This window comes from Kitasatospora sp. NPDC089797 (assembly GCF_040684795.1).
In the GTDB taxonomy this organism is placed as follows: Bacteria; Actinomycetota; Actinomycetes; order Streptomycetales; family Streptomycetaceae; genus Kitasatospora.
Genome location: NZ_JBFBGS010000086.1, coordinates 1 through 21853 on the forward strand (window position 1 = coordinate 1; position 21853 = coordinate 21853).

Annotated in this window: 27 protein-coding genes; 16 read left to right on the forward strand and 11 right to left on the reverse strand. The window is 71.8% G+C overall.

Annotated features, from left to right (window positions below):
- The 4 genes from AB0O91_RS39720 to AB0O91_RS39735 all read left to right on the forward strand — a co-directional run.
- The coding region (locus AB0O91_RS39720; protein ID WP_363443933.1) for an aldo/keto reductase at nt 1–222 on the forward strand (222 nt) is incomplete at its 5' end.
- Nucleotides 223–326: 104 nt separating this feature from the next.
- Nucleotides 327–1346 carry an NADPH:quinone reductase gene (locus tag AB0O91_RS39725; RefSeq protein ID WP_363443936.1) on the forward strand — a complete coding sequence of 340 codons (1020 nt, stop codon included), beginning with the start codon at nt 327–329 and terminating at the stop codon, nt 1344–1346.
- 48 nt (nt 1347–1394) lie between these two features.
- Nucleotides 1395–1679, forward strand: coding sequence for a hypothetical protein (locus AB0O91_RS39730; protein WP_363443938.1), 285 nt, complete (start codon nt 1395–1397; stop codon nt 1677–1679).
- A 391-nt stretch (nt 1680–2070) separates the two neighbouring features.
- Nucleotides 2071–2631 (forward strand): cell wall mannoprotein 1 family protein, encoded by a 561-nt coding sequence (locus tag AB0O91_RS39735; protein ID WP_363443941.1) that lies wholly within the window; start codon nt 2071–2073, stop codon nt 2629–2631.
- Nucleotides 2632–3260: 629 nt separating this feature from the next.
- On the opposite strand, the gene AB0O91_RS39740 is transcribed toward AB0O91_RS39735, so the two are convergent.
- The 9 genes from AB0O91_RS39740 to AB0O91_RS39780 all read right to left on the reverse strand — a co-directional run bounded on the left by AB0O91_RS39740 (nt 3261) and on the right by AB0O91_RS39780 (nt 8245).
- On the reverse strand, nt 3261–3407 hold the full coding sequence (locus AB0O91_RS39740; RefSeq protein ID WP_363443943.1) for a hypothetical protein: 147 nt from the start codon (nt 3405–3407) through the stop codon (nt 3261–3263).
- A 267-nt stretch (nt 3408–3674) separates the two neighbouring features.
- Complete coding sequence (locus AB0O91_RS39745; RefSeq protein ID WP_363443946.1) at nt 3675–3890, reverse strand: hypothetical protein; 216 nt, start codon at nt 3888–3890, stop codon at nt 3675–3677.
- A 460-nt stretch (nt 3891–4350) separates the two neighbouring features.
- Nucleotides 4351–4602, reverse strand: coding sequence for a hypothetical protein (locus AB0O91_RS39750; protein WP_363443949.1), 252 nt, complete (start codon nt 4600–4602; stop codon nt 4351–4353).
- Nucleotides 4523–5080 (reverse strand): PDZ domain-containing protein, encoded by a 558-nt coding sequence (locus AB0O91_RS39755; RefSeq protein WP_363444005.1) that lies wholly within the window; start codon nt 5078–5080, stop codon nt 4523–4525. The genes AB0O91_RS39750 and AB0O91_RS39755 overlap by 80 nt, the downstream gene beginning before the upstream one ends.
- Before the next feature lie 150 nt (nt 5081–5230).
- Entirely contained in the window at nt 5231–5941 is a 711-nt protein-coding gene (locus AB0O91_RS39760) for a class I SAM-dependent methyltransferase (protein WP_363443952.1), read from the reverse strand.
- 107 nt (nt 5942–6048) lie between these two features.
- Nucleotides 6049–6504, reverse strand: coding sequence for a hypothetical protein (locus tag AB0O91_RS39765; protein ID WP_363443955.1), 456 nt, complete (start codon nt 6502–6504; stop codon nt 6049–6051).
- A gap of 115 nt (nt 6505–6619) precedes the next feature.
- A complete protein-coding gene (locus AB0O91_RS39770) occupies nt 6620–7468 on the reverse strand; it encodes a helix-turn-helix transcriptional regulator (protein WP_363443958.1) in 849 nt (282 codons plus the stop codon).
- Nucleotides 7399–8031 (reverse strand): DUF6879 family protein, encoded by a 633-nt coding sequence (locus AB0O91_RS39775; RefSeq protein ID WP_363443961.1) that lies wholly within the window; start codon nt 8029–8031, stop codon nt 7399–7401. The genes AB0O91_RS39770 and AB0O91_RS39775 overlap by 70 nt, the downstream gene beginning before the upstream one ends.
- Nucleotides 7997–8245: a hypothetical protein gene (locus tag AB0O91_RS39780; RefSeq protein ID WP_363443964.1), complete on the reverse strand. Its 249-nt coding sequence runs from the start codon at nt 8243–8245 to the stop codon at nt 7997–7999. The genes AB0O91_RS39775 and AB0O91_RS39780 overlap by 35 nt, the downstream gene beginning before the upstream one ends.
- Between AB0O91_RS39780 and AB0O91_RS39785 the strand changes: the two genes are divergently transcribed.
- From AB0O91_RS39785 to AB0O91_RS39800, 4 genes are all read left to right on the forward strand, one after another.
- On the forward strand, nt 8244–9356 hold the full coding sequence (locus tag AB0O91_RS39785) for a helicase associated domain-containing protein (protein ID WP_363443967.1): 1113 nt from the start codon (nt 8244–8246) through the stop codon (nt 9354–9356). The two genes, AB0O91_RS39780 and AB0O91_RS39785, sit on opposite strands and share 2 nt — an antisense overlap.
- Before the next feature lie 76 nt (nt 9357–9432).
- On the forward strand, nt 9433–9951 hold the full coding sequence (locus AB0O91_RS39790) for a hypothetical protein (protein WP_363443970.1): 519 nt from the start codon (nt 9433–9435) through the stop codon (nt 9949–9951).
- Complete coding sequence (locus tag AB0O91_RS39795; protein ID WP_363443973.1) at nt 9948–10583, forward strand: hypothetical protein; 636 nt, start codon at nt 9948–9950, stop codon at nt 10581–10583. The genes AB0O91_RS39790 and AB0O91_RS39795 overlap by 4 nt, the downstream gene beginning before the upstream one ends.
- A 129-nt stretch (nt 10584–10712) precedes the next feature.
- Complete coding sequence (locus AB0O91_RS39800) at nt 10713–10922, forward strand: hypothetical protein (protein WP_363443976.1); 210 nt, start codon at nt 10713–10715, stop codon at nt 10920–10922.
- Nucleotides 10923–10970: 48 nt separating this feature from the next.
- On the opposite strand, the gene AB0O91_RS39805 is transcribed toward AB0O91_RS39800, so the two are convergent.
- On the reverse strand, nt 10971–11600 hold the full coding sequence (locus AB0O91_RS39805; RefSeq protein ID WP_363443979.1) for a helix-turn-helix domain-containing protein: 630 nt from the start codon (nt 11598–11600) through the stop codon (nt 10971–10973).
- 81 nt (nt 11601–11681) lie between these two features.
- Here AB0O91_RS39805 and AB0O91_RS39810 point away from each other — a divergent pair, with 81 nt between their 5' ends.
- The 5 genes from AB0O91_RS39810 (at nt 11682) to AB0O91_RS39830 (ending at nt 16770) form a co-directional block, all read left to right on the forward strand.
- The gene (locus tag AB0O91_RS39810; protein WP_363443982.1) at nt 11682–12434 is read left to right on the forward strand and encodes an MBL fold metallo-hydrolase; all 753 of its coding nucleotides are present in this window, start codon (nt 11682–11684) and stop codon (nt 12432–12434) included.
- Nucleotides 12435–12456: 22 nt separating this feature from the next.
- Entirely contained in the window at nt 12457–13101 is a 645-nt protein-coding gene (locus AB0O91_RS39815) for an NAD(P)H-binding protein (RefSeq protein WP_363443985.1), read from the forward strand.
- 3 nt (nt 13102–13104) lie between these two features.
- Nucleotides 13105–14370: a multidrug effflux MFS transporter gene (locus AB0O91_RS39820; protein ID WP_363443988.1), complete on the forward strand. Its 1266-nt coding sequence runs from the start codon at nt 13105–13107 to the stop codon at nt 14368–14370.
- A 243-nt stretch (nt 14371–14613) separates the two neighbouring features.
- Entirely contained in the window at nt 14614–15645 is a 1032-nt protein-coding gene (locus AB0O91_RS39825) for a polyprenyl synthetase family protein (RefSeq protein WP_363444008.1), read from the forward strand.
- Nucleotides 15646–15699: 54 nt separating this feature from the next.
- Nucleotides 15700–16770 carry a cytochrome P450 gene (locus AB0O91_RS39830; protein WP_363443991.1) on the forward strand — a complete coding sequence of 357 codons (1071 nt, stop codon included), beginning with the start codon at nt 15700–15702 and terminating at the stop codon, nt 16768–16770.
- A 17-nt stretch (nt 16771–16787) separates the two neighbouring features.
- On the opposite strand, the gene AB0O91_RS39835 is transcribed toward AB0O91_RS39830, so the two are convergent.
- Nucleotides 16788–18137 (reverse strand): hypothetical protein, encoded by a 1350-nt coding sequence (locus tag AB0O91_RS39835; RefSeq protein WP_363443994.1) that lies wholly within the window; start codon nt 18135–18137, stop codon nt 16788–16790.
- Nucleotides 18138–18471: 334 nt separating this feature from the next.
- Between AB0O91_RS39835 and AB0O91_RS39840 the strand changes: the two genes are divergently transcribed.
- The 3 genes from AB0O91_RS39840 to AB0O91_RS39850 all read left to right on the forward strand — a co-directional run bounded on the left by AB0O91_RS39840 (nt 18472) and on the right by AB0O91_RS39850 (nt 21280).
- Nucleotides 18472–18861: a hypothetical protein gene (locus AB0O91_RS39840; protein ID WP_363443997.1), complete on the forward strand. Its 390-nt coding sequence runs from the start codon at nt 18472–18474 to the stop codon at nt 18859–18861.
- 122 nt (nt 18862–18983) lie between these two features.
- A complete protein-coding gene (locus AB0O91_RS39845; RefSeq protein ID WP_363444000.1) occupies nt 18984–19532 on the forward strand; it encodes a DEAD/DEAH box helicase family protein in 549 nt (182 codons plus the stop codon).
- Between the two features lie 140 nt (nt 19533–19672).
- A complete protein-coding gene (locus tag AB0O91_RS39850) occupies nt 19673–21280 on the forward strand; it encodes a Helicase associated domain protein (protein ID WP_363444002.1) in 1608 nt (535 codons plus the stop codon).
- Nucleotides 21281–21853 lie beyond the last annotated feature (573 nt).

Here is a 21853-nt window from a genome sequence, read left to right on the forward strand (position 1 = left end):
CCGGCGGTGCACGCCGTGGCCGCGTCACTGGGCGTCACACCCTCCCAGGTCGCCCTCGCCTGGCTGCTGCACCACGCCCCCAACGTGCTGCTCATTCCCGGCACCGCCGACACCGCCCATCTGGAGGCCAACACGGCGGCCGGCGGGATCACCCTCGACGCCGCGACCCTCGCCACCCTCGACGCCATCGAGTCCCGCCCCAACGAACTCCCCATCGGCTGACCGTAACCGCCACGGCCCGGGCCGCTGCCACACCCCCGCCTGCCACCCTGGCGAAGCGTCAGGCCACACCGGGAAACCCCTCCACCAGGTACCAAGGACGGATCATGAAGGCCATCGTCTACCGCGACACCGGCACCCCCGACGTCCTCCGATTCGTCGACCGCGACCTGCCTGAGCCCGGCCCCGGCGAGGTCCGCGTACGGGTCGCCGTGTCCGGGGTCAACCCGACCGACTGGCAGGCGCGCTCCGGCGCCGGCCACCCCAAGCACTTCCCCGAGATCACCCCGCACCTCGACGGCGCCGGCACGATCGACGCCGTCGGTGAGGGCGTCGACCACAGCCGGGTCGGTCAGCGCGTCTGGCTGTTCATGGCCGCTGCGGGGCGGCCCACTGGCACCGCCGCCGAGTTCACCGTCGTGCCGGCCGAACAGGCCGTGCCGCTGCCCGACGATGCCGGCTTCGACGTCGGCGCCTCACTCGGCGTCCCCGCGCTCACCGCGCACCGCGCGCTCACCGTCGCCGAGGACGGACCGCGCCGGCTTGGGCCCGGGGCCCTCGACGGGAAGGTGGTGCTCGCCGCGGGCGGGGCCGGGGCCGTGGGCCACGCGGTGATCCAACTCGCCCGATGGGCTGGCGCCACCGTGATCAGCACGGTCAGCAGTCCGGAAAAAGCCCGGCTGGCCACCGCCGCCGGAGCCCACCACGTGATCAACTACCGCGAGGGCGACCCGACCGCCGCGATCCGCACGACAGCCCCGGACGGCGTCGACATCATCGCCGAGGTGGCGCTCGGCACGAACCTCGCCCTGGACCTCGCCGTACTGCGAACGCGCGGCACGATCTCGACCTACGCCAACGACGGCGGCAAGCCGGTCGAACTGGACGTCTTGCAGAACATGGTGCTCAACGCGCGGTTCCAGTTCCTGATCCTCTTCCTGGCCGGTCCGGAAGCACGCGCCGCGGCCGCCCAGGACGTCGCCGCCGCAGTGCGCGACGGCGCGATGCCGGTCGGCAAGGAGCACGGACTGCCGCTGCACCGCTTTCCCCTCGAACGCACCCCCGACGCGCACCGAGCGGTCGAGAGCCGCATGGTCGGCAAAGTCCTGGTGGACATCACGGCCTGACGTTGAGTCGGCCACGGCGCGCGCTGCGGCTGCTCCGGGGGAAGCCGGGTGGCCACCATCCCCAGGTCCCACGTCCAGTTCGAGGAGAAGGACCTGCTCACCTGGACCAGCGTCTACTGGTTCACGAACACGATCGGGACGTCGTTCGCGCCGCACACCAAGGTCGCACCGCCGGTACCGTACGTGGCGGCGCCGACCGTCCAGTGCGCCTTCGCCCACGCCACCGCCCCAAGGCACTGGCGGCACGGAGGGCTGACGCCCACGGGCGCAGCACTGAGCCGCCCGCCGCATCACCGGATAACCCAGGCGCCTGGGCAGGCTGCGGCCCTGTAAGGGACTGCGGCCGCCTCGTGTCCGTCGGCTGCCCCGGCGTCCTGGCTAAGCCGCGTCCCTGCTTCACTCTGCGCCTGGACAGTGATCGTTCCTTGCTTTCAAGAACGGGAGTGCACGGAAGCGGATTGACGAGTGTTCTTGGGGTATTTCGCCCGATTGCCTTGATATGCTCGCGTGTGGCTCTTTTTATGTCTTTTCGTAGACACTTGGTGCAGAGTTGCGTGGCCGTAGAGCTAGGAACGCGATGCTGATGTCTTCAGTCCGCCTGATGAAGACATCTCGCGGGTGGGACGCCACGAGATGGCGGCGGGTGGAGTTGAAGAGCAAGCCGCTTCTGGACAACGGACCGGTGGCCGGGCACCTCGCAAAACATGACTCTCAGGGGAGACGAATGACGCACATCCGCATCCAGACTCTCAGCGCGGCCGTACTCGTCGGCGTGCTCACCCTGTCCGCGGCCGCTCCCGCCTCTGCGGATACCGGATCGGCTCCTACAAGCCCCGGAGCGGCCAAGGTGATCTCCGACATCGACGACATCGTGAGTGGGATGAGCGACCTCGAAAGCGCTACAAACAAGGTCACGAACCTTATTTCCGCGCTGGCGGTCCAGAGCACCGCGACCAAACTGTCCCGGACCATCGAAGACAGCACGACCGACGCCCGCGAAGCCGGCAAGCTGGACCAGGCTTCATCTGACGCACTCGTTCGACAGGCGACCACCCTCGTAGCGCAGACCACGACAACGACGCAGGCCCTGAAAGCAAAGGAGCCCGAGTTCCGGCGCCTCGGCCTCGACCCCACGATGGAGGACTCCATCGCCCGCCTCGCCCGGGAGACCATGAGACTCGACGACACCCTGGGCTCCGAGGTCACCAATGACGACAAGGCCGCCATCCAGGCCGCCAGCCGAAGCATCGACACGGATTTCCAGTCAGCGCTCTCGACATTTTGAAACAACACCACCTACGGCGGCAAACAGGGCGCACGATTCCCGTCACGCGGGAGTTGCGGGGGTGCCCAGGGCGGAGGCGTCGATCCGGCCCGGGCGACTCCGCGCCGACCTGGTACGTCGCCCACTCCTCTTCCAGGAGTGGCAGGTTCGTGCCGAAGCGCGCCCGGTCCTCCACGACCTGCTGTGCGATCGGCTCGGCGCGCAGGATCTTGCCGGTCTTCACGGACCGGCCGTGGACGTGCGGGGGCAGGTCGGCGTACGGGTTCGGCCCCCGGCCGCTCGTCGGCGAACTCCCGGCGCGACCACTCCGCCGGACCGCACCGCTTGGTGCGGTCGTGGTCCAGCAGAGGCGGCCGTCGTCGCCCAGGTGGCCGCCGACGATCCCGGCCGTGTCCCGCCCGCCGCCCCCGACGCCGAACGACTGCTGCTGGTGCTGCGCCTGGGGTTGCTGGTGGCGGACCTGGGCCAGGCGGCCGGACCCGACGAGCAGGTCCCGGACGTCGAGGCCCTGGCCGCCGCGCGCGATCTGGCCGGCGCTGCCACCGCGGTGGTCGCGCACCACTACACCGCCTCGTTCGGCGAGGCCTCCGGACTGTCGCTCGCGCGGCGGGCGTCAGCCTGGACTTCCTCTATGCCCGCACGCTGGCGGGGTGGTGGTGCAGCCGGGTCCGCACGCCCGGTGTGTCGCGGTACTCGACGACCCGCACCCTGTCGTTCTCGAAGACCGTCCGATAGAACTCCGGGTCGGTCACGGTCGGATGCGGGTTGTCGGGCATAGCGACGCCTCCGGTTCACAGGTCACGGCCCGGGGCCGCCAGCGGCCCACGTGGGCGCTGCGGACCTTTCGGGCCTGGCTTATCGGCTCCGCCCCTGTCCGTTACGCCGTCCGCCGTGCTACCGAACCCGGGACGGCACAGAGCCCCGCCCCGAGGAGCTGACCAGGGCCGGGCGGTGTGCGCTCGGCGAGTCGAAGTCGCTGCGGCGGCCGGCGCAGGACCGCCGCAGCGGTTTTCAGCGGATGAGGAGGAGAAGGTTGGTGCCGATCAGTAGGAGAACCCACCGTTGGCGGAGAACCGGTCGGTGAAGTCGATCTTGCCGGGGGTGAGCTGGCCGGGTCCGCCGACCATCTGCGCCGTCACGTCCGCCTCCATCACGGGGCCGCTGTTCGAGCCGGTGTCGGCGAGGGCAGGTGCGGCGGGGGCCGTCAGAAGGGCAGCGGTCCCAAGGGCGGCGGCGAGAGCACGAAGGCTGTTCTTCATGCCCTGGGAACGATCTCGTCGTTCAGGGGTCGCGCGTCGGGATCTGGGATCCCCCGGCCGGGGGACTGCACAGTGCGCCAGCAGCCAGGCCCAGGGCGGCCGGCGCCGCCGCCCTGTCGATCCCGACCTCGTCGGCGGCCGCGGCGAACAGGCTCCCGACGGGAATCGGCTGCGGTACCACTGCTCGAAGTCCCCGCCGCTCCGGAGCCGTTCGAGGTGGCCGCGAATCGCCATCGGGGTGGTCCACCGAGGGTTGCTGTCGCGGGCCACCCGCTTCGCGAGGACCGCGGGCCCGGTTGCGTCAGCTCTTGCGACTCATCGACCGGGCAACCGGAACCCGGATAGCCTCCGCCCTACTCGGCTTTGCCGGTCACACAGCGGGCCGGGGCCGCCAGAGGGCTCGGGGCGTGGTCACACCGCGGCAGTGTGTGCGGTCGCCCCAAGCGCACGGCCGGTGACCTCACCGCCCGCCCAGCATTCCCCCGGGGACGTCGCCGCGATCAGTCCCTGGACCGACGTTGTCCTCAACGATGTCCGAGGCATCCCGGCCGCCCTTGTCCAGGTCCAGCCCCATCGCCACCTGCTGTCGGCGCGGCTGCGCGCGGTACCAGCGCAACTGCGCGGTCTGGAATTCAAGGAAGCTGGCGAAGTGGTTGATGATCCGCGTGTCCTCGTCCCACGTCCGCTCCCCGCTGTACTGACTCTTGACCATGCCGCTTTGCTCTCCTACGTTCGGGCCACGGCCACGTGCCGCGGCGCCCTTCCCGGCCCCGGCCGCTCGTACGGCCGTCCCGGCCACCACGTCCCCACCTCGATACCGCCCGCGACGGGGCCGCCGATCGACGGGGCCCGCGCTGCTCCAGGGTGACCTGCACCGTCCGGACCGCGCCGTCGGGTCGGCGGTAGGTGACGGGGATCGTGGCACCCACGCGCAGCTTCCCCTCCCTGGCCGCACGCAGACTGGCAGCGTCGCGCACTGGAGTGTTGTTGAACGACGTGATGACGTCCCCGGCCCGGATGCCCGCGTCGTCCGCCGCACTCCCGGGGGCCACCTTGTCGATCAGAGCACCCTCACCGAAGAGGAACTCAGCACCTGGCTCGCGGCGTGAACCGCCCAGGCCGGCACCGAGACCCCGGCGCTGCCCGAGCAGCAGTCCGAGGAACCCACCGCGGTGGCAGAAGAGCAGCAGTGACCACCGACAAAGCCGTCCAGATGGCTATCGCACGCGCGGGCCCGGGCGACCGTCGATGACTAGCCGCCGGTGGAGCACACACACCGGAAGTCGAGGCGGGACCGGGTCTTGCCCGCCGCATCCGGTAGCCGGTCTGCCCGGCGGCCGTCACCCGGACCGGTAGGCCCGGAGCAGCAGGGTGTCGGCTGAGCGCGGGCCCGGTGTCGCCGGGGGCAGCCGGTCGATGGTGATCTCGGTGAATCCGGCAGAGTCCAGCAGCTTCGTCCAGACGTGCTCCTGGAGGACCCAGCGGCGCATCGTGGTCGGCGTGCCGTCCGGGGCGCGGGCCGGGACGTCGGCGTGCTGGACGTCCGGCTCGGCGGGCGCGCCGCCGATGTAGTGGCCCAGGGTGGCGGCGGCGAACATGCCGCCGGGGTGCAGCGCGCGGGCGGCGGCCGGAAGCAGCAGGCGGGGGTCGGTGAAGTCGACGGCGCCGAACACGGAGTACAGGACGTTGTACCCGCCCGGGCGCTCGTTCAGGTGCTCGGCCACGTCGGCGTGCACCGTGCGTAGGCGGGGGGCGAGGTGGCCGTAGAGGGCGCTGGCCATGGCGTGTTGGGCGGGGGAGGCGTCGACGGCGTCGACCCGGGCTGGAGCATGGTGGGTGGCGAGGTGGGCTGCGTGCCGGGCGGCACCTGCGCCGAGGTCGGCCACGAGGAGGCCGGTCAGGTCACCCAGCATCTCGGCCCCCGGACCGCTGTCCTGGGCCCAGATCCAGGAGAACTCCTCGGGGACCGATCGGTCGGTGTCGCCGCGGGTGCGGCCGTAGTGGTGCCACAGGTCTGGCGCTGCGCCTTGGGTGGGAGAGGTGGTCTTCACCCGGGTCATCCTGGTACCCGGTGCGTCCGGGCGCAGGGGTTTGGGTGAAGACCACCCGACCGCGCCGAGGTGGTCCCCGCCCGGCCGGGGTCACCTCAACTCCGGTGTCAGTGCGAGTCGTTACCGGGGTGGCAGGGTCCGCGCTTCGCGGCGTCCGCCCACAGCGGCAGGTCCACGTTCCAGCCGTCGGCTGCGATGAGCTCGGCCGTGCGCAGGACCGTGCCGTCGTTCTTGAACTCCACGGCCGGCACGTGGTGCAGGAAGTGGCCGCCGTTGTGGATCCGGCACAGCTCGGCGTAGGCGACGGTGTCCAGGATGATCGTGTGGACGCCGATGTCGACCAGCGAGCTGGGTCCCAGGCCCAGCTTCTCGCCGCGGTGGGCCATCGCGGTCAGCAGGTAGGCGTAGCCCTGTCCGAGGACGCGGGCGGCCATGACGGAGTCGTACGGGTAGTCGCGCATCAGGAGGCCGACCTGCTTGTCCCACAGGTCGGCGGGGACGTGGTCGCGCACGTTCCGGAGCGGGCCGATGATCGGGTCGGTGGGTGCAACTGCGGTTGCCATGGTTCCTCCGACTGCTGTTGGGGTACCTGATGGCGCCGGGCACTGCCCGGCGGCCCTGTGAACGCTACGGACCAACCGTGTTGCGGCTCAACGAAGTTGCGAATTTTTGCGGGCCTCAGCCCAGGTCGCTGATCGCGGTGGCGATCAGCGCGCGGGCGGCGCCGCCGTGCACGGCGAGCGCGCTGAAGCGGGCGAACGCCTGGGAGTAGAGCGCGAGATCGGACGGAGCGGTCACGGTGACCTGCGCCGACAGCAGCTCCACCCCGGCCTGCCGGTCATCGAACAGGTTGAACGTCTCGACGGGCCACATGCTCCGGGAGGCCGTGAACGGGATGATCCCCAGCGACACCGACGGCCTCGACATGACCCCGAGCAGGTGCGTGAGCTGGCCCGCCATCACCTCCTCGCCGCCGATCCGGTACCGCAGCACGGACTCCTCGATGACCGCGACGAGGCGGCGCCCGCCCTTGAACACGACGCTCGACCGGGCGAGCCGGGCCTCGACAGCCTGGGCCACGTGGTCCGGAGTCTGCCGGACGTCGGCCACCGTGCGCAGCAGCGCGCCGGCGTACTCCCTGGTCTGCAAGGCCCCGGGGACGACCCGGGAGGAGTAGGCGCGGAACTGGCGGGTGCGGACGTAGAGCGGCACGCGGGCTTCCTGCGCCTGGCGCAGGCCCGAGCGGGTGAACCGCCGCCACTCCACGTACAGGGAGTCCGCCGCCCTGTTGGAGGCGATCAGGTCGGCGGCCTGGTCGTCGGCCCCGCAGGCCCGGCACCACGCCCGGATGTCCGAATCCGACGGTCCGATGCGGGTGTTGAGGATGCGCGAGGTCTTGGCCGCGTGCCAGCCGCAGCGGGCCGACAGCTCCCCGCCCTTCAAGCCGGCGTCGCGCATCAGCTCGGTGAGGCGTGCGGCCAGAACTCTGCGGGCCGCCTGGGCGCTGGAGGACGGGGAGATCGACATCGATTCTGCTGCGTCCGGTGCCCGGGCTCAGACGCTGTACTGCTCGTGCGGCACGGCACGGCCCGGCCCCACGCCGACGCGAAGGCCGTCGAGCACAGCAGGGCCACCGCCGGATCGTCGCTGAACGACGGCCCTGCCGACTCCCCGTCACCGGTGAAGTGGTTGAACCGCACCAGTTGGTCGTCGAACAGCCAGAAGTCGTTTCCCGGCAAGGCGATGTCCGACGCCTGCCGCCGGGGCAGCCAGCGGATCTGCTCGCCCGCCGCGACATTGGTGAAGGTCCCGGAGTGCTCGAACCGGATGTACTCCGACACCGGCTCGGACACGATCCTGACCCGGCGGACCTCGACCCCGCGGGCGACGGTCTCCTCGATCAAGGTCAGCCACGGCCGCCACCAGGACGCCCGGTCATCAGGGTCGTACCGGAAGCCGTCCTGCCACGCCGCGAACGCCTCGGTCTCCTTGGCCACGCTGTAGGAGTCGCGCATCTCCAGGTGGACCGCGGCGGAGCGGGCGGCGGCCAGCTGCTCAGCGAACGTCGGTACCTTCGGCTTCGGCTGCATCGCATGCCTTCCTCAAGATCGGCACCATCCTGGCCGGCAGCCGGACGACATCCTCGGTGTCGGGGATGCTGCCGGTCTCCAGGCACCTGGCGCGCAGCTTCTCGTCGGCCTTCCAGCCCTGCACGACGATCTCGTCAGCTTCGTCGTCGTACCAGACGGTCGGGCACTCGTCGTCCCCGGTATTGGGGTCCTTCGCGATCAACCGTAGTGCCATGCCAAGCCCCTCTCGCAAGCCAGTTGCGCGGATTTGCTCGACGATTCAGGAACGGGAGGTCCACCGTCAAGACCACCGGAATCTGCATCGGGCCGGAACGGCGTGGTCCGGCGAGGCCTGCCCCGAGCCGGTGCCGCTGGACCTGCACGGACCGAGGCGGTGTGCTCATCTGAGGAGCGCAAACCCCCGCAACTTCCTGGAAACCCAAGCGGGCGCAGGCCTACGGTCGGACTCGGCCAACAAGACGAGGAGCAGCAGCCCGGGACTGGCCGCCGAGCTGTCTGCTCGCCGAGCGGCACCCTCGGCAGGGGGACGTCCGCAGGGCGCGGCATCGACCCTAAGGAACAACTGGAACGGGAGGCCCAGGAGCGGCTGGAGGCCGCCCGGGCGGCGGCCGGCGCCGACCGGGTCGCCGGTAGACTGGCTGCGGATCGACGCCCGCCGCCACGCCGCCCGGATCCTGCAGACCGTCAAGCTCCGCGCCTTCAACCCCCGCGCGGTCGAGTGGCAGCGCATGCACGCCGTCGCGGCCGCCTTCCACCTCCGGCACGGCCACCTCGACCCCACCGACAAGACGGTCCACGCCGGGCTGGTCTCCTGGCTCGAGCGCCAGCGCTACCTGAACGGCCAGCACCTCCTCGACCCGGCCCGCGTCAGTGAGCTGGACGCGCTCGGCATGATCTGGTCGAAGAACGCCAACGCCTGGGAACGCGGCCACGCCTACGCCTGGGCCTGGGCCGCCCGCCACGGCCACCTCGCCGTCCCCGCCACCGAGAAGCTGGACGGCTACGCGGTCGGCGCCTGGACGCGCCGCCAGCGCAAAGCCGCAGGCCTCACCGCCGACCAGGTCGCCAAGCTCGACGGCCTGGACGAGCTGTGGCGGCTGGAGCCGGACTGGAACAGGTCGTACCGGCGCCTGCTCGCCTACCTGGAGGCCGGCGGCACCCTCGACGGCCCCGCCAACCGCACCGGCCTCGCAGACGACCCCGCCTTCCGGCCCGGCAACTGGCTGCGCAAGCAGGCTACGGCCCGCGCCGCCGGGAAGCTGACGGAGCGGCAGGCCGCTCTCCTGGACGCGTTCACCGGGCACGCCGGGACCGTCACCGGCTGACCCCGTCCCGCACCGATCCGACCCGCCGTCGCGGCCCACCGAGGCCGGGACGGCCCGCTTCCCGAGGAGGACTCAGATGCGCGGCGCTGGCTACCACCTGCTGACCCGGCTCCTGACGGACGCCGGCCACACTCCCGAGCAGGCCGCCGCGGCTATCGCCCGGGCCGAGTTCGACGTCCTCGACTGGACCGTAAGCGTCGCCGAAGGCAACTACGGCCCCAACGGCGAGCGTGCAGGGGTCACGCCCGCGCAGGCCGCGGCTCTCACCACCGCCACCCAGCCAAACGGGGTGTTCACCGACCTCAGCATCGCCGAGGACGCTCTGCGGTCGGCCCTCGAGAAGAGTCAGGACGCACTTCGCACGTTCGGACAACCGGACGGGCCAGCCTTCGAGGACATCGGCATCGACGTCGATGTCATCCGGAACGGCCAGCGCCTGACCTCACTGGGCAAGGTGTACCTGGCAGGCGGCAACGTCAACGACGTCGTCGATGCCGGGACCAGGGTCAGGGTGCGGTTGCTGAAGTCGAACAAGCACAATGGTAAGAAGTGGATCGTCGGATCAATCTTTCCACTGGCTCCGGGGGTGCAATGACCGAGAGGTACAACGGGCACGAGTTCGGTCTGCCCCATCTGGGGCAGGTCTTCCACCACAGCTGGCGGGACGACTGGACGACCGAGGCCCGAGCGCTGGCGTACTACACCGACGACATGCCGCCGTACCTGGTGGAGGCACTCCTCGTCGATGCCGTCCGGCTCGCAGCGCCAGCCGTGCCGACCTGGGTGTTCGAAACGCTTTGGGCACTGGGAAGCGAGCGTCGTCTGGACCTGAGGGACGAGGGGATCGACCCCCGCGACTGGCTCCTCGGAATCATCCGGCTCTGCCGGGATCGGCTCAGTGCGGAGGGCCTCACCCCGCCAGCGGAGGTGGAGCCCAACCCGTACCAGCACCTGGCCGGGGCCGTCCTCGACGAGATCATGATCGTCACGCCCGGCCTCCTGAAGCTGGCACAGGACTCGTCCCGGATGTCCGTCCCCGGGGCAGTGCCCGCGCTCATGCACACTGCCGCGTACGTCTGTCCCGACATGGCGTTTCGCTACCTCCTGGGTTCGCTCACCTACGCCCCGCGGATCACACAGGCGCAGTACGACCGGTACGAGGCCCTTGGGACGCAATTTGAATACGGACCAACCCTTGTGGCGGGCTATCAGCACCTGATGCCCTGACATCACAAGAACAACGGTGGGCAGTCGGTGCATGATGCACTGGCTGCCCACCGTCGTGCTCCGAAGCGGCGGTGTCGGGGCTGGCGCGGGTCGCCCGCCGCCACCCGTCAGTGATCTGGGCCCCATCCCGTGGCCGCCGAGGCGACGCTGAAGGCGCTGGCCGCGGAGGCCGCGGCGAACGAGGCCCGCTACCGGGCGCGGGTGCGCACGGTGCTGCGCTCGTCGTACTCGGGGCACTGGCGGCGGATGCTCTCCCCGCTGCTCGGGGCGCTGGAGCTGAAGTGCAACAACACCGCCTACCGGCCGGTGATGGACGCGATCGACCTGCTGAAGCGGTAAGCAGACTCGGTAGAGCTTGAGATCGCAGGCCCGCGAGCGGCCGGTCGATCAGCGGGGCAGGATGCGCACTACTGCCTCGCGTTCGCCGCTGAGCAGCAGGCCTTGCTGTACTGCGGCGCTCAGATCGAGGTCGCCGAGCAGGGTCGCAGCCAGCAGGTGCGGCGGTCCGGTCAGTGATGCGGTGGGGTGGTCGACCCGGCCGGCGTGTGTGTGCACCGAGCCGTCCTTGACTTCGATGACCAGGTCTTCGCTGCCGTCGGCGTGCAGTTGCAGGGCGATTGCCGGCTGGTCAGGGCGGTGGTCGGTCAGTGCTCGGGCGGGCATGTCCAGCCAGTGGGTGCGGAAGGTGTCGTTGCCGCCCGGCTCACGCAGCAGCGGCACGCCCCACCGGCTCAGCTCCTGCAGCACCGGCTCCAGCGCGCGGCCACGCTCGGTGAGGGAGAACAAGGTGGTGGCCACCGGCGGCGGGGCGGCCTTGCGGTGGATCAGGCCGGCTTCCTCGAGTTCGCGGAGCCGGTCGACCAGCAGGTTGCTGGCGATCCCGGGCAGCCCGTTGCGCAGGTCGGTGTGCCGGCACGGACCCAGGGCGAGCAGTTCACGGACGATCAGCAGGGTCCATCGGTCGCCGATGGTGTCCAGTGCTTTCGCGATGCCGCAGTACTGCCCGTAGGTGCGCATGCCACCACCCTACATCGTGGCGTTGAGATTCAAAACTCTCTTGTTGACTTTCTCAACAACGTCGGTCTAGCGTCACTGCCCATGACCTCCACCCTTTCCGTGCGTCGGCTGGCCTGGGCCGGCGTCGAGATCCGTCTCGGCGACACCCGCCTGCTGATCGACCCGCTCGAGAACGTCGCTCCGCTGGCGCCGGTGATGGGGCCGCCGCACCGGCCGGTCGACCCGGTCGATTCCCCGCCCGGCACCCACGCCCTCATCACCCACCTGCACCCCGACCACTACGACCACGACCTGATCGCCCGGATCGCGGCCACCGGCACGATCGGCTGCCACACCCCGAGCGCGGCGGCGCTGGTCGAGGTGGGCATCACCCCCGTCGCCCAGGACCTGGGCCAGTCACGCCGCATCGGAGAGCTGACCGTCACCCCGGTGACCTCGCTGGACTGGCGCGGCAACGACTGTGACCAGGTCGCCTGGGTCGTCGAAGGCGCCGGCCGGCGGGTCATCCACTGCGGCGACACCCAGTGGCACGGCAGCTGGTGGCAGATCGCCCGCGACCACGGCCCGTTCGACGTCGCGTTCGTCCCGGTCAACGGCGTCATCGCCCACTTCGAGGGCTACGCGGCCAACGTCCCGGCGACCATGACCCCCGAGCAGGGCGTCGAGGCCGCCGTCGCACTCGGCGCCGGCACCGTCTGCGCCATGCACTACGGCCTGTTCCACAACCCGCCGTTCTACACCGAACAACCCGACATCGAGCAGCGTTTCCAGCGCGCCGCCGCCGCGCGCGGCATCACCGCAGCCATCGTCGCCGACGGCCAGCCCGTCCTCTGACCATCAGAAACAAGGAGCACACATGAAGATCGTCCTGTTCGGTGCCAGCGGCAACATCGGCCGGCCCACCACCGAGGAACTACTGCGTCGCGGCCACACCGTCACCGCGGTCACCCGAGCCGGTCACATCGACGGACTCAAGCACAGGGCGCTGACCGTGACCACCGGTGACGTCACAGACGCCGCCGTGGTCGCCGGCCTCGCCGCCTCCCACGACGCCGTACTGTCGGCCGTCGGCCCCCGGATCGGCCAGGAGAACGACCGCGCCACGATCCTCGGTGCCGCCCGTGCGCTGATCGACGGACTCCGCCGAGCCGGCGTCACCCGCCTGGTCACCATCGGCGGTGCCGGTAGCCTACGCACGCCGACCGGCGCCCGGGTCATGGACGACCCGGACTTCCCCGCGCTGTGGAAGGCCAACGCCGAGGCCCAGTCCGAAGCGCTCGATCTCTACCGCAGCGTGCACGACCTCGACTGGACGTACGTGTCGCCCGCCGCAGTCATCGGAGCGGGCGAGCGGACCGGGGCCTACCGCAGCGCCGGGGATACCCTGCTCACCGACGATGACGGCAACAGCCGCATCTCGTACGCCGACTACGCGATCGCCTTGGCCGACACGGTCGAGAGCGGCACCGCGATCCGCCGCCGCATCACCGTGGCGTACTGAGTCATGAGCAACGACGCCGCCGGCCGGCAAACCCGATTCATCGTCCTGCTCGCAGCGCTCGTGGCCCTGGGACCACTGTCCATCGACGGCTACCTGCCCGGACTGCCGGACCTCGCCGGCGACCTGCGCGCCAGCGCCGCGGCCACCCAGCTCACCGTCACCGCCTGCCTGGCCGGGCTGGCCATCGGGCAGCTGATCGCCGGGCCGCTGAGCGACACCTACGGCCGGCGGCGTCCGTTGCTGGCGGGCCTCGCCCTCTACACGATCGCCAGCGCGCTCTGCGCGGTGGCGCCCGACGTCCGGACCTTCGTCGGCCTACGCCTGGTCCAGGGCATCGGCGGGGCGTTCGGCATCGTCATCGCCAACGCCATGGTCCGCGACCGCACCTCCGGAACCCGCACCGCACGTCTCTTCTCCGCACTGACCTTGATCACCGGCCTGGCGCCGGTGTTCGCACCGGTCCTCGGCGGCCAGCTGCTGCGCGTCACGGCCTGGCCCGGAATCTTCGTGGCCCTGGCCGTACTCGGCGCCGTGATGCTGGCGGCCTCCGCCGCAGGACTGCCGGAGACCCGGTCCTCCGCGTCACGCCAGCCGCTGCTGGTTGTCGTCGGGCAGCTGCTCAGCGACCGGGTCTTCACCGGGTACGTCCTGGCCAACGGTCTGGTCTTCGCGGCGATGTTCGCCTACATCTCCGGCTCGCCGTTCGTCCTGCAGGAAATCCACGGCCTGTCACCGCAGCAGTACAGCGCCGTGTTCGCCGTCAACGCCGCCGGACTCATTGCGGCTGCCCAGATCAGCGGCCGGCTGGTGGCCCGGGCCGGCGCCCGCCTGCTGCTGCTCGCCGGTCTGCTGGGCGCGACAGCTGGTGGCACCACGGTCCTGGGCGCGGCGCTGACACGGGCTCCCCTGCCCGTGCTCCTGATCGGCCTGTTCGTCCTGGTTTCCAGCGTGGGCCTCGTCATGCCGAACGCTGCGGCCCAGGCCCTGGCCGACCACGGCGGACACGCCGGGTCGGCCGCCGCTCTGCTCGGCTTCAGCCAGTTCATGATCGGCGGGGTACTTGCTCCGCTGGCCGGCGCAGGTGGCGCCACCGACGCCTTGCCGATGGGAATCCTCGTCGCTGTGCTGCCGACGCTCGCTCTGCTCACACTCGGCGTCCTCACCCGGTCGATGCCCGGTGAGCGCACTCGCAGGCCGGCTCGCCAAGGATCTGCCGGGCACCGGCGACCGCGCCGGCACATCGATCGCAGACGCGGCAAGGTCCACTAGCAGCCACGCCGAGATTCCGCAGAACGCAGGTTGGTTGAGAACACGCGGATGCACGGTTCTCAACCGACCTGGCAAACCTGCAGCTCAGGACAAGATCCACGGACACCCCGAGTGCGACCGGACAGTCCCGATGGTCTGCAATCACCCGTTCAGTCGTGCCTGAACTGCATGGTGGCGGACCGTTCGCTTCCTAGGGTGGGGGCTGGCCGGCCATCGTCGGGAGGAAGAACGGAGTTGCCCGTGATGCCTGTCGCCCCGCCCGGTCCGGGCCGTACGGCCGAGGAGATCCTCGCCGACACGGCGCGGATGACCGATCCGGCGCTCGCGCGCGTGCTGGACACCCTGCCGTCGCCGCTGCGGGAGACCGTGTACTACCACTACGGCTGGGCCGGCAAGGACGGCGGTGCGGCGGTCGGCGTGCGCGGCGGCACCGGCCGCAAGGGCATCGCCTTCACCCTGCTGTGCGCGGGTGTCGACGGGGGGCCACTCGAACGCGCGCTGCCCGCCGTCGTCGCCGGCAACCTCCTGATGAACGTGGCCACCCTCCATGACGACATCATCGACCTGGAAGTCCGCCGACGCGGCCGGCTCACCGTACTGGCGGCCTACAGCACCGGGCACGCCATCATGGCCGGGGATGCCCTGCTGGCCCTGGCCGTCGCTCACCTGGGCGAGCACCCGCACCCCCGCACCTCGCAGGCCCTGCGGATCATCCGCGAGGGCTGGCTCCAGCTGTGCGCGGGCCAGGTCCGCGACGAGGAGCACGAGGGCCGCTGCGAGACCAGCCTGGACCAGGCCGTCGCCGTGCAGGCCGCCAAGACCGCCGAGGGTGTGCGCGCGGTCTGCTGCCTGCCCGCGCTGCTCACCGACGCCTCCACCGGGCAGGTCGCGGCCGTCAGCCGGTTCGGCTGGCACCTCGGCATGGCCGTCCAGTACCACAACGACCTGTCGGACCTGTGGCCCGCGCGGCCACCGACCCGGGCCCGCTACGGCGACGTGCGCCGCCGCAAGATCACGCCCACGGTCGCGGTGTGCCTGGAGTCGGGGCACCGCGACAGCGGGCGCCTGGCGGACTTCTACGCCGGGGACGGCGAACCCGCCCAGGAGGAGCTGGCCGCCGTCGCGGACCTGATCGAGCGGTGCGGCGGGCGGGCCTGGACCCGTGAGCGGAACCACGAGCACATGCGCCTGGCACTGGAGAGCCTTCAGGAGGCCGACCCGCCGCCAGCCCTGCTGCGCGACGCGGCGACCCTCGCCGGCATCTACCTGACGTGAGATGCGGCTAGCGGCCCCGTCGCCAGCCGGTCCGAACACCTTCGCGGCCACCAGGTGGTTGACCCGTTGAGCCTCCCCTCCGCCCTCCCCGGCCCGGCGCCGGCGCCCGGTGCCTGGCCGGTCCTGGGCCACGTCCCCGCACTCGTGCGCGATCCCGCGAAGTGGCTGGCGGCCTGCCGCCGCACCGGCGACATCGTCCAGGTCGACCTCGGCACCCGCCGCGTCCACCTGCTGTGCTCGCCACGGCTCGTCAACACCGTCCTCGTCGTCCAGGCCGAGCGGTTCGACAAGGGAGGACCGCTGTACGAGCGGGCCACGAGGATCCTCGGCAAGGGCCTGTTCACCGCGACGGGCGGAGAGCACCGGTGCCAGCGCTGCCTCATCCAGCCCTCCTTCACCCCGGCCTGCCTCGACTCCTACGCCCGCGCGATGCACCAGGAGGCCGCCGCCCTGGCAGACAGCTGGCGCCCCCACCAGGAAGTCGACGTCCTCGACGCCATGCACACCCTTACCGCGGCCGTCCTGCGCCGGGCGCGATGGTGGACCGGCTGCTGCGCCTCACCGCCGCGCGTGACCCCTGGGGCGAGGTCCGCTACGAGAGCCGGGACAGGGCCCTGGCCGAGCTGCTGCGCCGGCGCGCGGTGGCGTGGCTGCTGGACCCCGGCCCGGTCGGGACGCCCGCCGTCCCCGCGGGCCGCAAGGGCGAACCCGACGGCGAAGGGCAGGCGCTGGCGCTGTCCTGCCTGGAGCTGCTCACCGCCCGGTACGCGGTGGGCGCGGACCGGCAGGCCTGGGTGCGGGGGGCCCGGCCGATGCCGGCCGAGCGCGCCTTCGCGGCGGCCGTGGCCGGCGACGCCCCCGGGCGGGAACCGGCGCTGGCCGCCCTCACCCTGGTCGCCGGGCTGCGGGCGGACCTGGACGCCGCCCGGGCGCGCATGGTCGACGCCGCACTCGCCGCAGGAGCCTCCCGGGCGCAGGTCGACACCAGCCTCGGCACGGCCGGGCGGTTCACTTGGCGGGTTGGCTGTCTGGATGCTTCGGTCTGTGGGCCCGGCCGGGTCGGGAGCCGGGCTGTGCGGCCCGGCCGGTCCTGGCACCGCCCCGACAGGGGGTGTTGCAGTCTGACCTCTACAGCGAGGCGTTCACACGCGAGGCCCCGGGGCCGGTGGCTGCGCGGTGGCGTCCGCGAGGATCGCGCGGCGGGCGTCGAGAGCAGCGGCCAGCAGGCGTTCGTCCAGTTCCGTCTCGGCGTCCCGGGTGGAGTCGTTGACGGGGATCCGGGAACGTCGGTCGATCAGCGCCGCCACGGCCGGCAGCGCGGGCAGCGCGTGGCGGCCCATCTGCGCCAGGCACGCGAGGTAGTGCTCGCCGACCGAGTACTCGCCCAAGTGCGGTGTGATGTGGGCGAGCAGCCGGGGCAGTGCGGGCGGGCCCGCGTGGCGCAGCCACAGCGGAGCACACAGGGCCTGCATCCGACCTGGCCACCGAAAAGTGAGGCTGTACAGCTGGGCCGCCTGCCGGAAAGTCAACGGCCCCGAGTCCAATAGGGCGCCGAAGATCGCGGGGGCGTGCGCAAGGCGGCCTATCCCCACGGGTTTGGCCGCCAGGAGCGCAGCCGCGGATGCGCTGTCGTACGACGGCGTAGCGCCAGGGCAGGGGTGACGGGCCTTCGGGTACGGCGTGAACGGGACCGTGGCCGCCAGGGCGCCGTGCGCACGCATCGCCGCTCTTGAGATCGAGGCCGTTGTGAGGGCCTTCGCCATGGCATCGCTGACGCTCTGCCCGCAGTGACGGACGAGCAGGGGCAACAGCTCGACCGGGGCCGCCCGCCAGTCGTGACACGCTTCGCGGGCGAGATCTGCGCCGATGTCCCGCGTTACGGGGTCGGCGAGGAGGCGGGCCGTGACCGTGTACGTGTGCTGCTCGCGCCCCAGCCGGTACAGCACCTGCCCCCAGTCCCGTCCGAGGCTCTCCAGGTGATGCGAGGCTTCACGGGTGTCGGCGTGCAGCGCTGCGTCCAGAGCCGGCCATCGCTCGGGCGGGGCCGCCCGCAGGGTCTCCAGGTGGGCGAGGAAGCGGACGGACGCCAGGGGGTCGGCTCGCAGGTGGGCGATGCGGGCGCCGAGTGCGTGGGCGAGAACGGTGCGTACGACGGGGGCGGTGAGTTCGCCGAGGGCTGTGAGGGCGAGGTCGCGGCGCCCTGCGTCCACGACGAGCCTCGCGGCCCGGCACCGTACTTCCTCATCGGAGTCGGTGAGTCGGGCCACCCCGGCGTCCGCGGCTTCGGGCCAGGGCCCGTCGTGGGCAAGGCTCCGGAGGAGAGCGAGTACCTCACCGCGTACGACAGGGTTGTCGGAGTGCGCGAGCCGCAGGAGCCGGGAGGCGACGGGTCCGGTGCGGTCGGCGCGTACCGCGTCGAAGACCGCGATGCGGGAAGGGCTGGCAGGCGTGGTGGCGGTTCCTGAGGCCACGGCCTCGTCCAGCCACTTCACCGGACGGGGCGGTGGCCGCCGTTCCGTGCAAGAGATTCGATCATGCGGCCGATCATGTCATGCGCGGCGACGCAGCGACCATGGTTTTCGGGCTTGCAGAGCCGCGAGGTCGGTGATCCCGAGTGTGCGGGCAGCCGGACCGAGCCCTGGACCGGCTCCCGGACCACCTTCGCAGACGATGGTCTCCATTCAGTGCTGCCGGCGTTACCTGCCATCCCGCACGTACTGCCTGCCGTTGTCTCGCCGCGCCGCCCGTGCTTCTACCGCATGCCCCGCTGTGGTGTCAGTGGAATGCCGATTGCGCTGTCACCGAGGTGCAGAGTCCGGCGAGTCGATGGCCGGCCGCGCGGGCAAGCAGGCCATCAAGTCCGGCGCCTCGCACCTGGCCCCGGTGGTGCACGAGACCGGCCAGGCCGGCGGCCGTCTCGCCTTCACCGTGCGGATGAAGGCCGACCAGTACGTCTACTCGGCCGGGTCGGAGCAGGACTCCGGCGGCATCCGCCGTGGCTTCGTCCCGCGTTCCGACGGCACGGAGGAGCGTACCTACGGCTCCGCGTCCACGGGCGGGTTCGACGCCGCCGAGTGGTCCCAGCGCGTCGCGGACCATCACGGCGACGTCACCGAGGCGATGCGGGAGTGGCTGGTGGAGACCGGCCGCGCGGTCGAGGACGCCGACATCGCCTACCTGGAAGTCCGCGGCTGGGTGCCGCCCGAGCCGCAGTAGAGAGTCCGGTCGGCCTCTCCCCATCCATGACCTGGCCCCGGGGAGAGGCCGCCCGCCCAGACCCTCCCACAGCACCGAGCGCCTCGCCCCGCCGTCTCAGCATCCGAAGGAGAAGCACCGTCGTGGAGACCACCACCGCCACCGAGGCCGACGTGCCGGCCGCGTTCCGCGCCGCAGCCGCTCAGCCGGTCCCGGCGCAGCCGTCCGGCACCGCCGCAGCGAATCCGCTGCCGCTGCACTGGTTCCAGAAGGATGCGGTGGCGGCCGCGGTGCGCGAGGTGAAGGACGGCGGCCGCGCCACCGTTGTCGCGGCGACCGGCTCCGGCAAGACGCTGATCGCCGCCGGCTGCGCCCGCCGCCTGGCCGCTCGGGGCCGGGTGCTGGTCCTGGTGCCGACGATCGAGCTGCTGGAGCAGACCGCCGAAGCCTGGTCGCTGAGGGGCGGGCGCCGGGGTCTGGCGGTGGCGGCGTGTTCGCGGGAGGAGGCGCTGGAGAGCGCGGAGGCCGGTGGCCGCGTCCACGCCCAGGTGACCACGCAGACCCGCGCATCGCGGACCTGCTCGTCAAGGAGAAGCCCGGCGAACCGGTCACCGTTTACGCCACCTACGCATCGCTGGAGCGCATCGTCGAGGCCCACCAGGGCTGGGGACTGGCCCAGTGGGACCTCGTAATCATCGACGAGGCCCACCGTACGGCCGGTTCGGAAGGGAAAGCGTGGGCCGCGATCGACAACGACGCCCAGGTCCCCGCGAAGGACGGCCTGGCCGACCTCGCCGACGCCGACGGCCAGGCGCTGCCCGTGCTGTGCTCCATGGACTCGCAGGAGATCTACGGCAAGACCGTGTTCACCTGGACCCTCGGACAGGGCATCGAGCACGGCTACCTCGCCGACTACCGCGTCCTCGTGCCGGTGGTGACCGACGAGGACCTGCGCGAGCTCCTCAACCTCCCCGCCGTCGCCGACCTCCGCTCCCAGCGCAGCAACGAGGAACTGCTGCGCCTCGCGTTGCAGATCGTGGTGCTGCGCGCGGTCGCCGACCTCGGCCTGCGACGGGTCATCACCTTCCACTCCCGGGTGACCGCGGCGCGGGAGTTCGCGAGCACCCTGCTGGACGCCTCCGAGCTGCTGGACGCCTCCGAGCGCCCGGAGCGGATCTGGGCGAAGGCGGTGGCCGGCACCGACCGGCTCAAGGACCGCCGGGCCGCGTTCGCAGACTTCAAGACCCACACCGGCGAGGACGGCGAGGGGCGCGGCATCCTCTGCAACAGCCGGCTCCTGACGGAAGGCATCGACGTCGCCGCCGTAGACGCCATCTGCTTCGCGGACCCCAAGTCCTCGGTCATCGACATCGTCCAGGCGGTGGGCAGGGCGCTGCGCCAGTTCTACCGGCAGGGCAAGGTGTCCTGGGTCGTCACCCCGGTCTACCTCCCGACCCCGCCGGCCGGTGACGACACCGCCGCGGCGGACCCGGCGGAGGTCCGCGACGCCGGTGAGGCGGTGAAGGCGGAGGCCGACGCCGAGATCGAGGCCTCCTCGTTCCGCACCATCTGGCGGGTCCTGCGCGCGCTGGCCGCGCATGACGCCCGGGTGGTGGGCCGGATCACGGAACTGCGTGCGAGCCGCGCCCAGTCCGCCCCGCTCACCACCACCACGGCCGCCGGGGACGGCACGGCCGCCGGGACCGGGACGGACGGGCAGCGGCCGGCGGCGACCGGGTCGCCGGTGGACTGGCTGCGGATCGACGCGCGCCGGCACGCCGCCCGGATCCTGCAGACCGTCAAGCTCCGCGCCTTCAACCCCCGCGCGGTGGAGTGGCAGCGCATGCACGCCGTCGCGGCCGCGTTCCACCTCCGGCACGGACACCTCGACCCCACCGACAAGACGAAGCACGCCGGGCTGGTCTCCTGGCTGGAGCGCCAGTGCTACCTGAACGGCCAGCACCTCCTGGACGCGGCCCGGGTCAGCGAGCTGGACGCGCTCGGGATGGTCTGGTCGAAGAACGCCAATGCCTGGGAGCGCGGCCACGCCTACGCTCGGGCCTGGGCCGCCCGCCACGGCCACCTTGCCGTCCCCGCCGCCGAGAAGCTGGACGGCTACGCGGCCGGGGCGTGGATGCGCCGCCAGCGCAAGGCCGCAGGCCTCACCGCCGTCCAGGCCGCGAAGCTGGACGGCCTGGACGGGCTGTGGCGGCTGGAGCCGGACTGGAACAGGTCGTACCGCCGCCTGCTCGCCTACCTAGAGGCCGGCGGCACCCTCGACGGCCCCGCCAACCGCACCGGCCTGGGCGACGACCCGGCGTTTAGGCCCGGCACGTGGCTGCGCAAGCAGGCGACGGCCCGCACCGACGGCAAGCTGACCGACCGGCAGACCGCGCTCCTGGACGCGCTCACCCGGCATGCCGGGACCGTCACGGGCTGATCGCGGCGCGGTCTTGTGGGGATCCGGTCCGGTGCGGCGTCACCGCAGGTCAGGCGCCGTACCGGGCAGGCCGGAGATTCCGACGACCCCTTCTCCTGTCCTTGGTCCTGGTAGTGGAGGGCGCCGGTCGGTTCGGGGTTCGCTCCTGCGGCGGGCCGGTGGTTCTTCGGTGAGCCTGTCGGTGCCGTCCGCTGTCCGGCCGCCGTCGGGAGCCGTCCCGCGGCTCCTGGCGCAGCCCCTGGTGGGGTTCCTGATGTCAGTGCCCCGGGAGGCGGTGAACAGTGGTTTCGTGCAGTTCAGGCCGCCTGTCGGAGTCGCCGGTAATTCTGGCGGCCCTTTCGGCTGTCTCCGGGCTCTGGGCGGGGCTGCGTCGGGTGGTTCCATCATCGACCACTGGTGACGGAACCACCCGACGCTGTTTGGGCCGGGCCGGGGCCCCGCCACGCCGCGGGGTCCCGGGCCGGCCTGTGTGCCGTTTCCTCCCGGAGGCGTCGGGGTTCGGGAACGGGCGGCCGGGGACGGGGCTGGGCGTCCCCGGCCGCCGGGGGGGGGGCGCGCGCCCCAGACAATTAG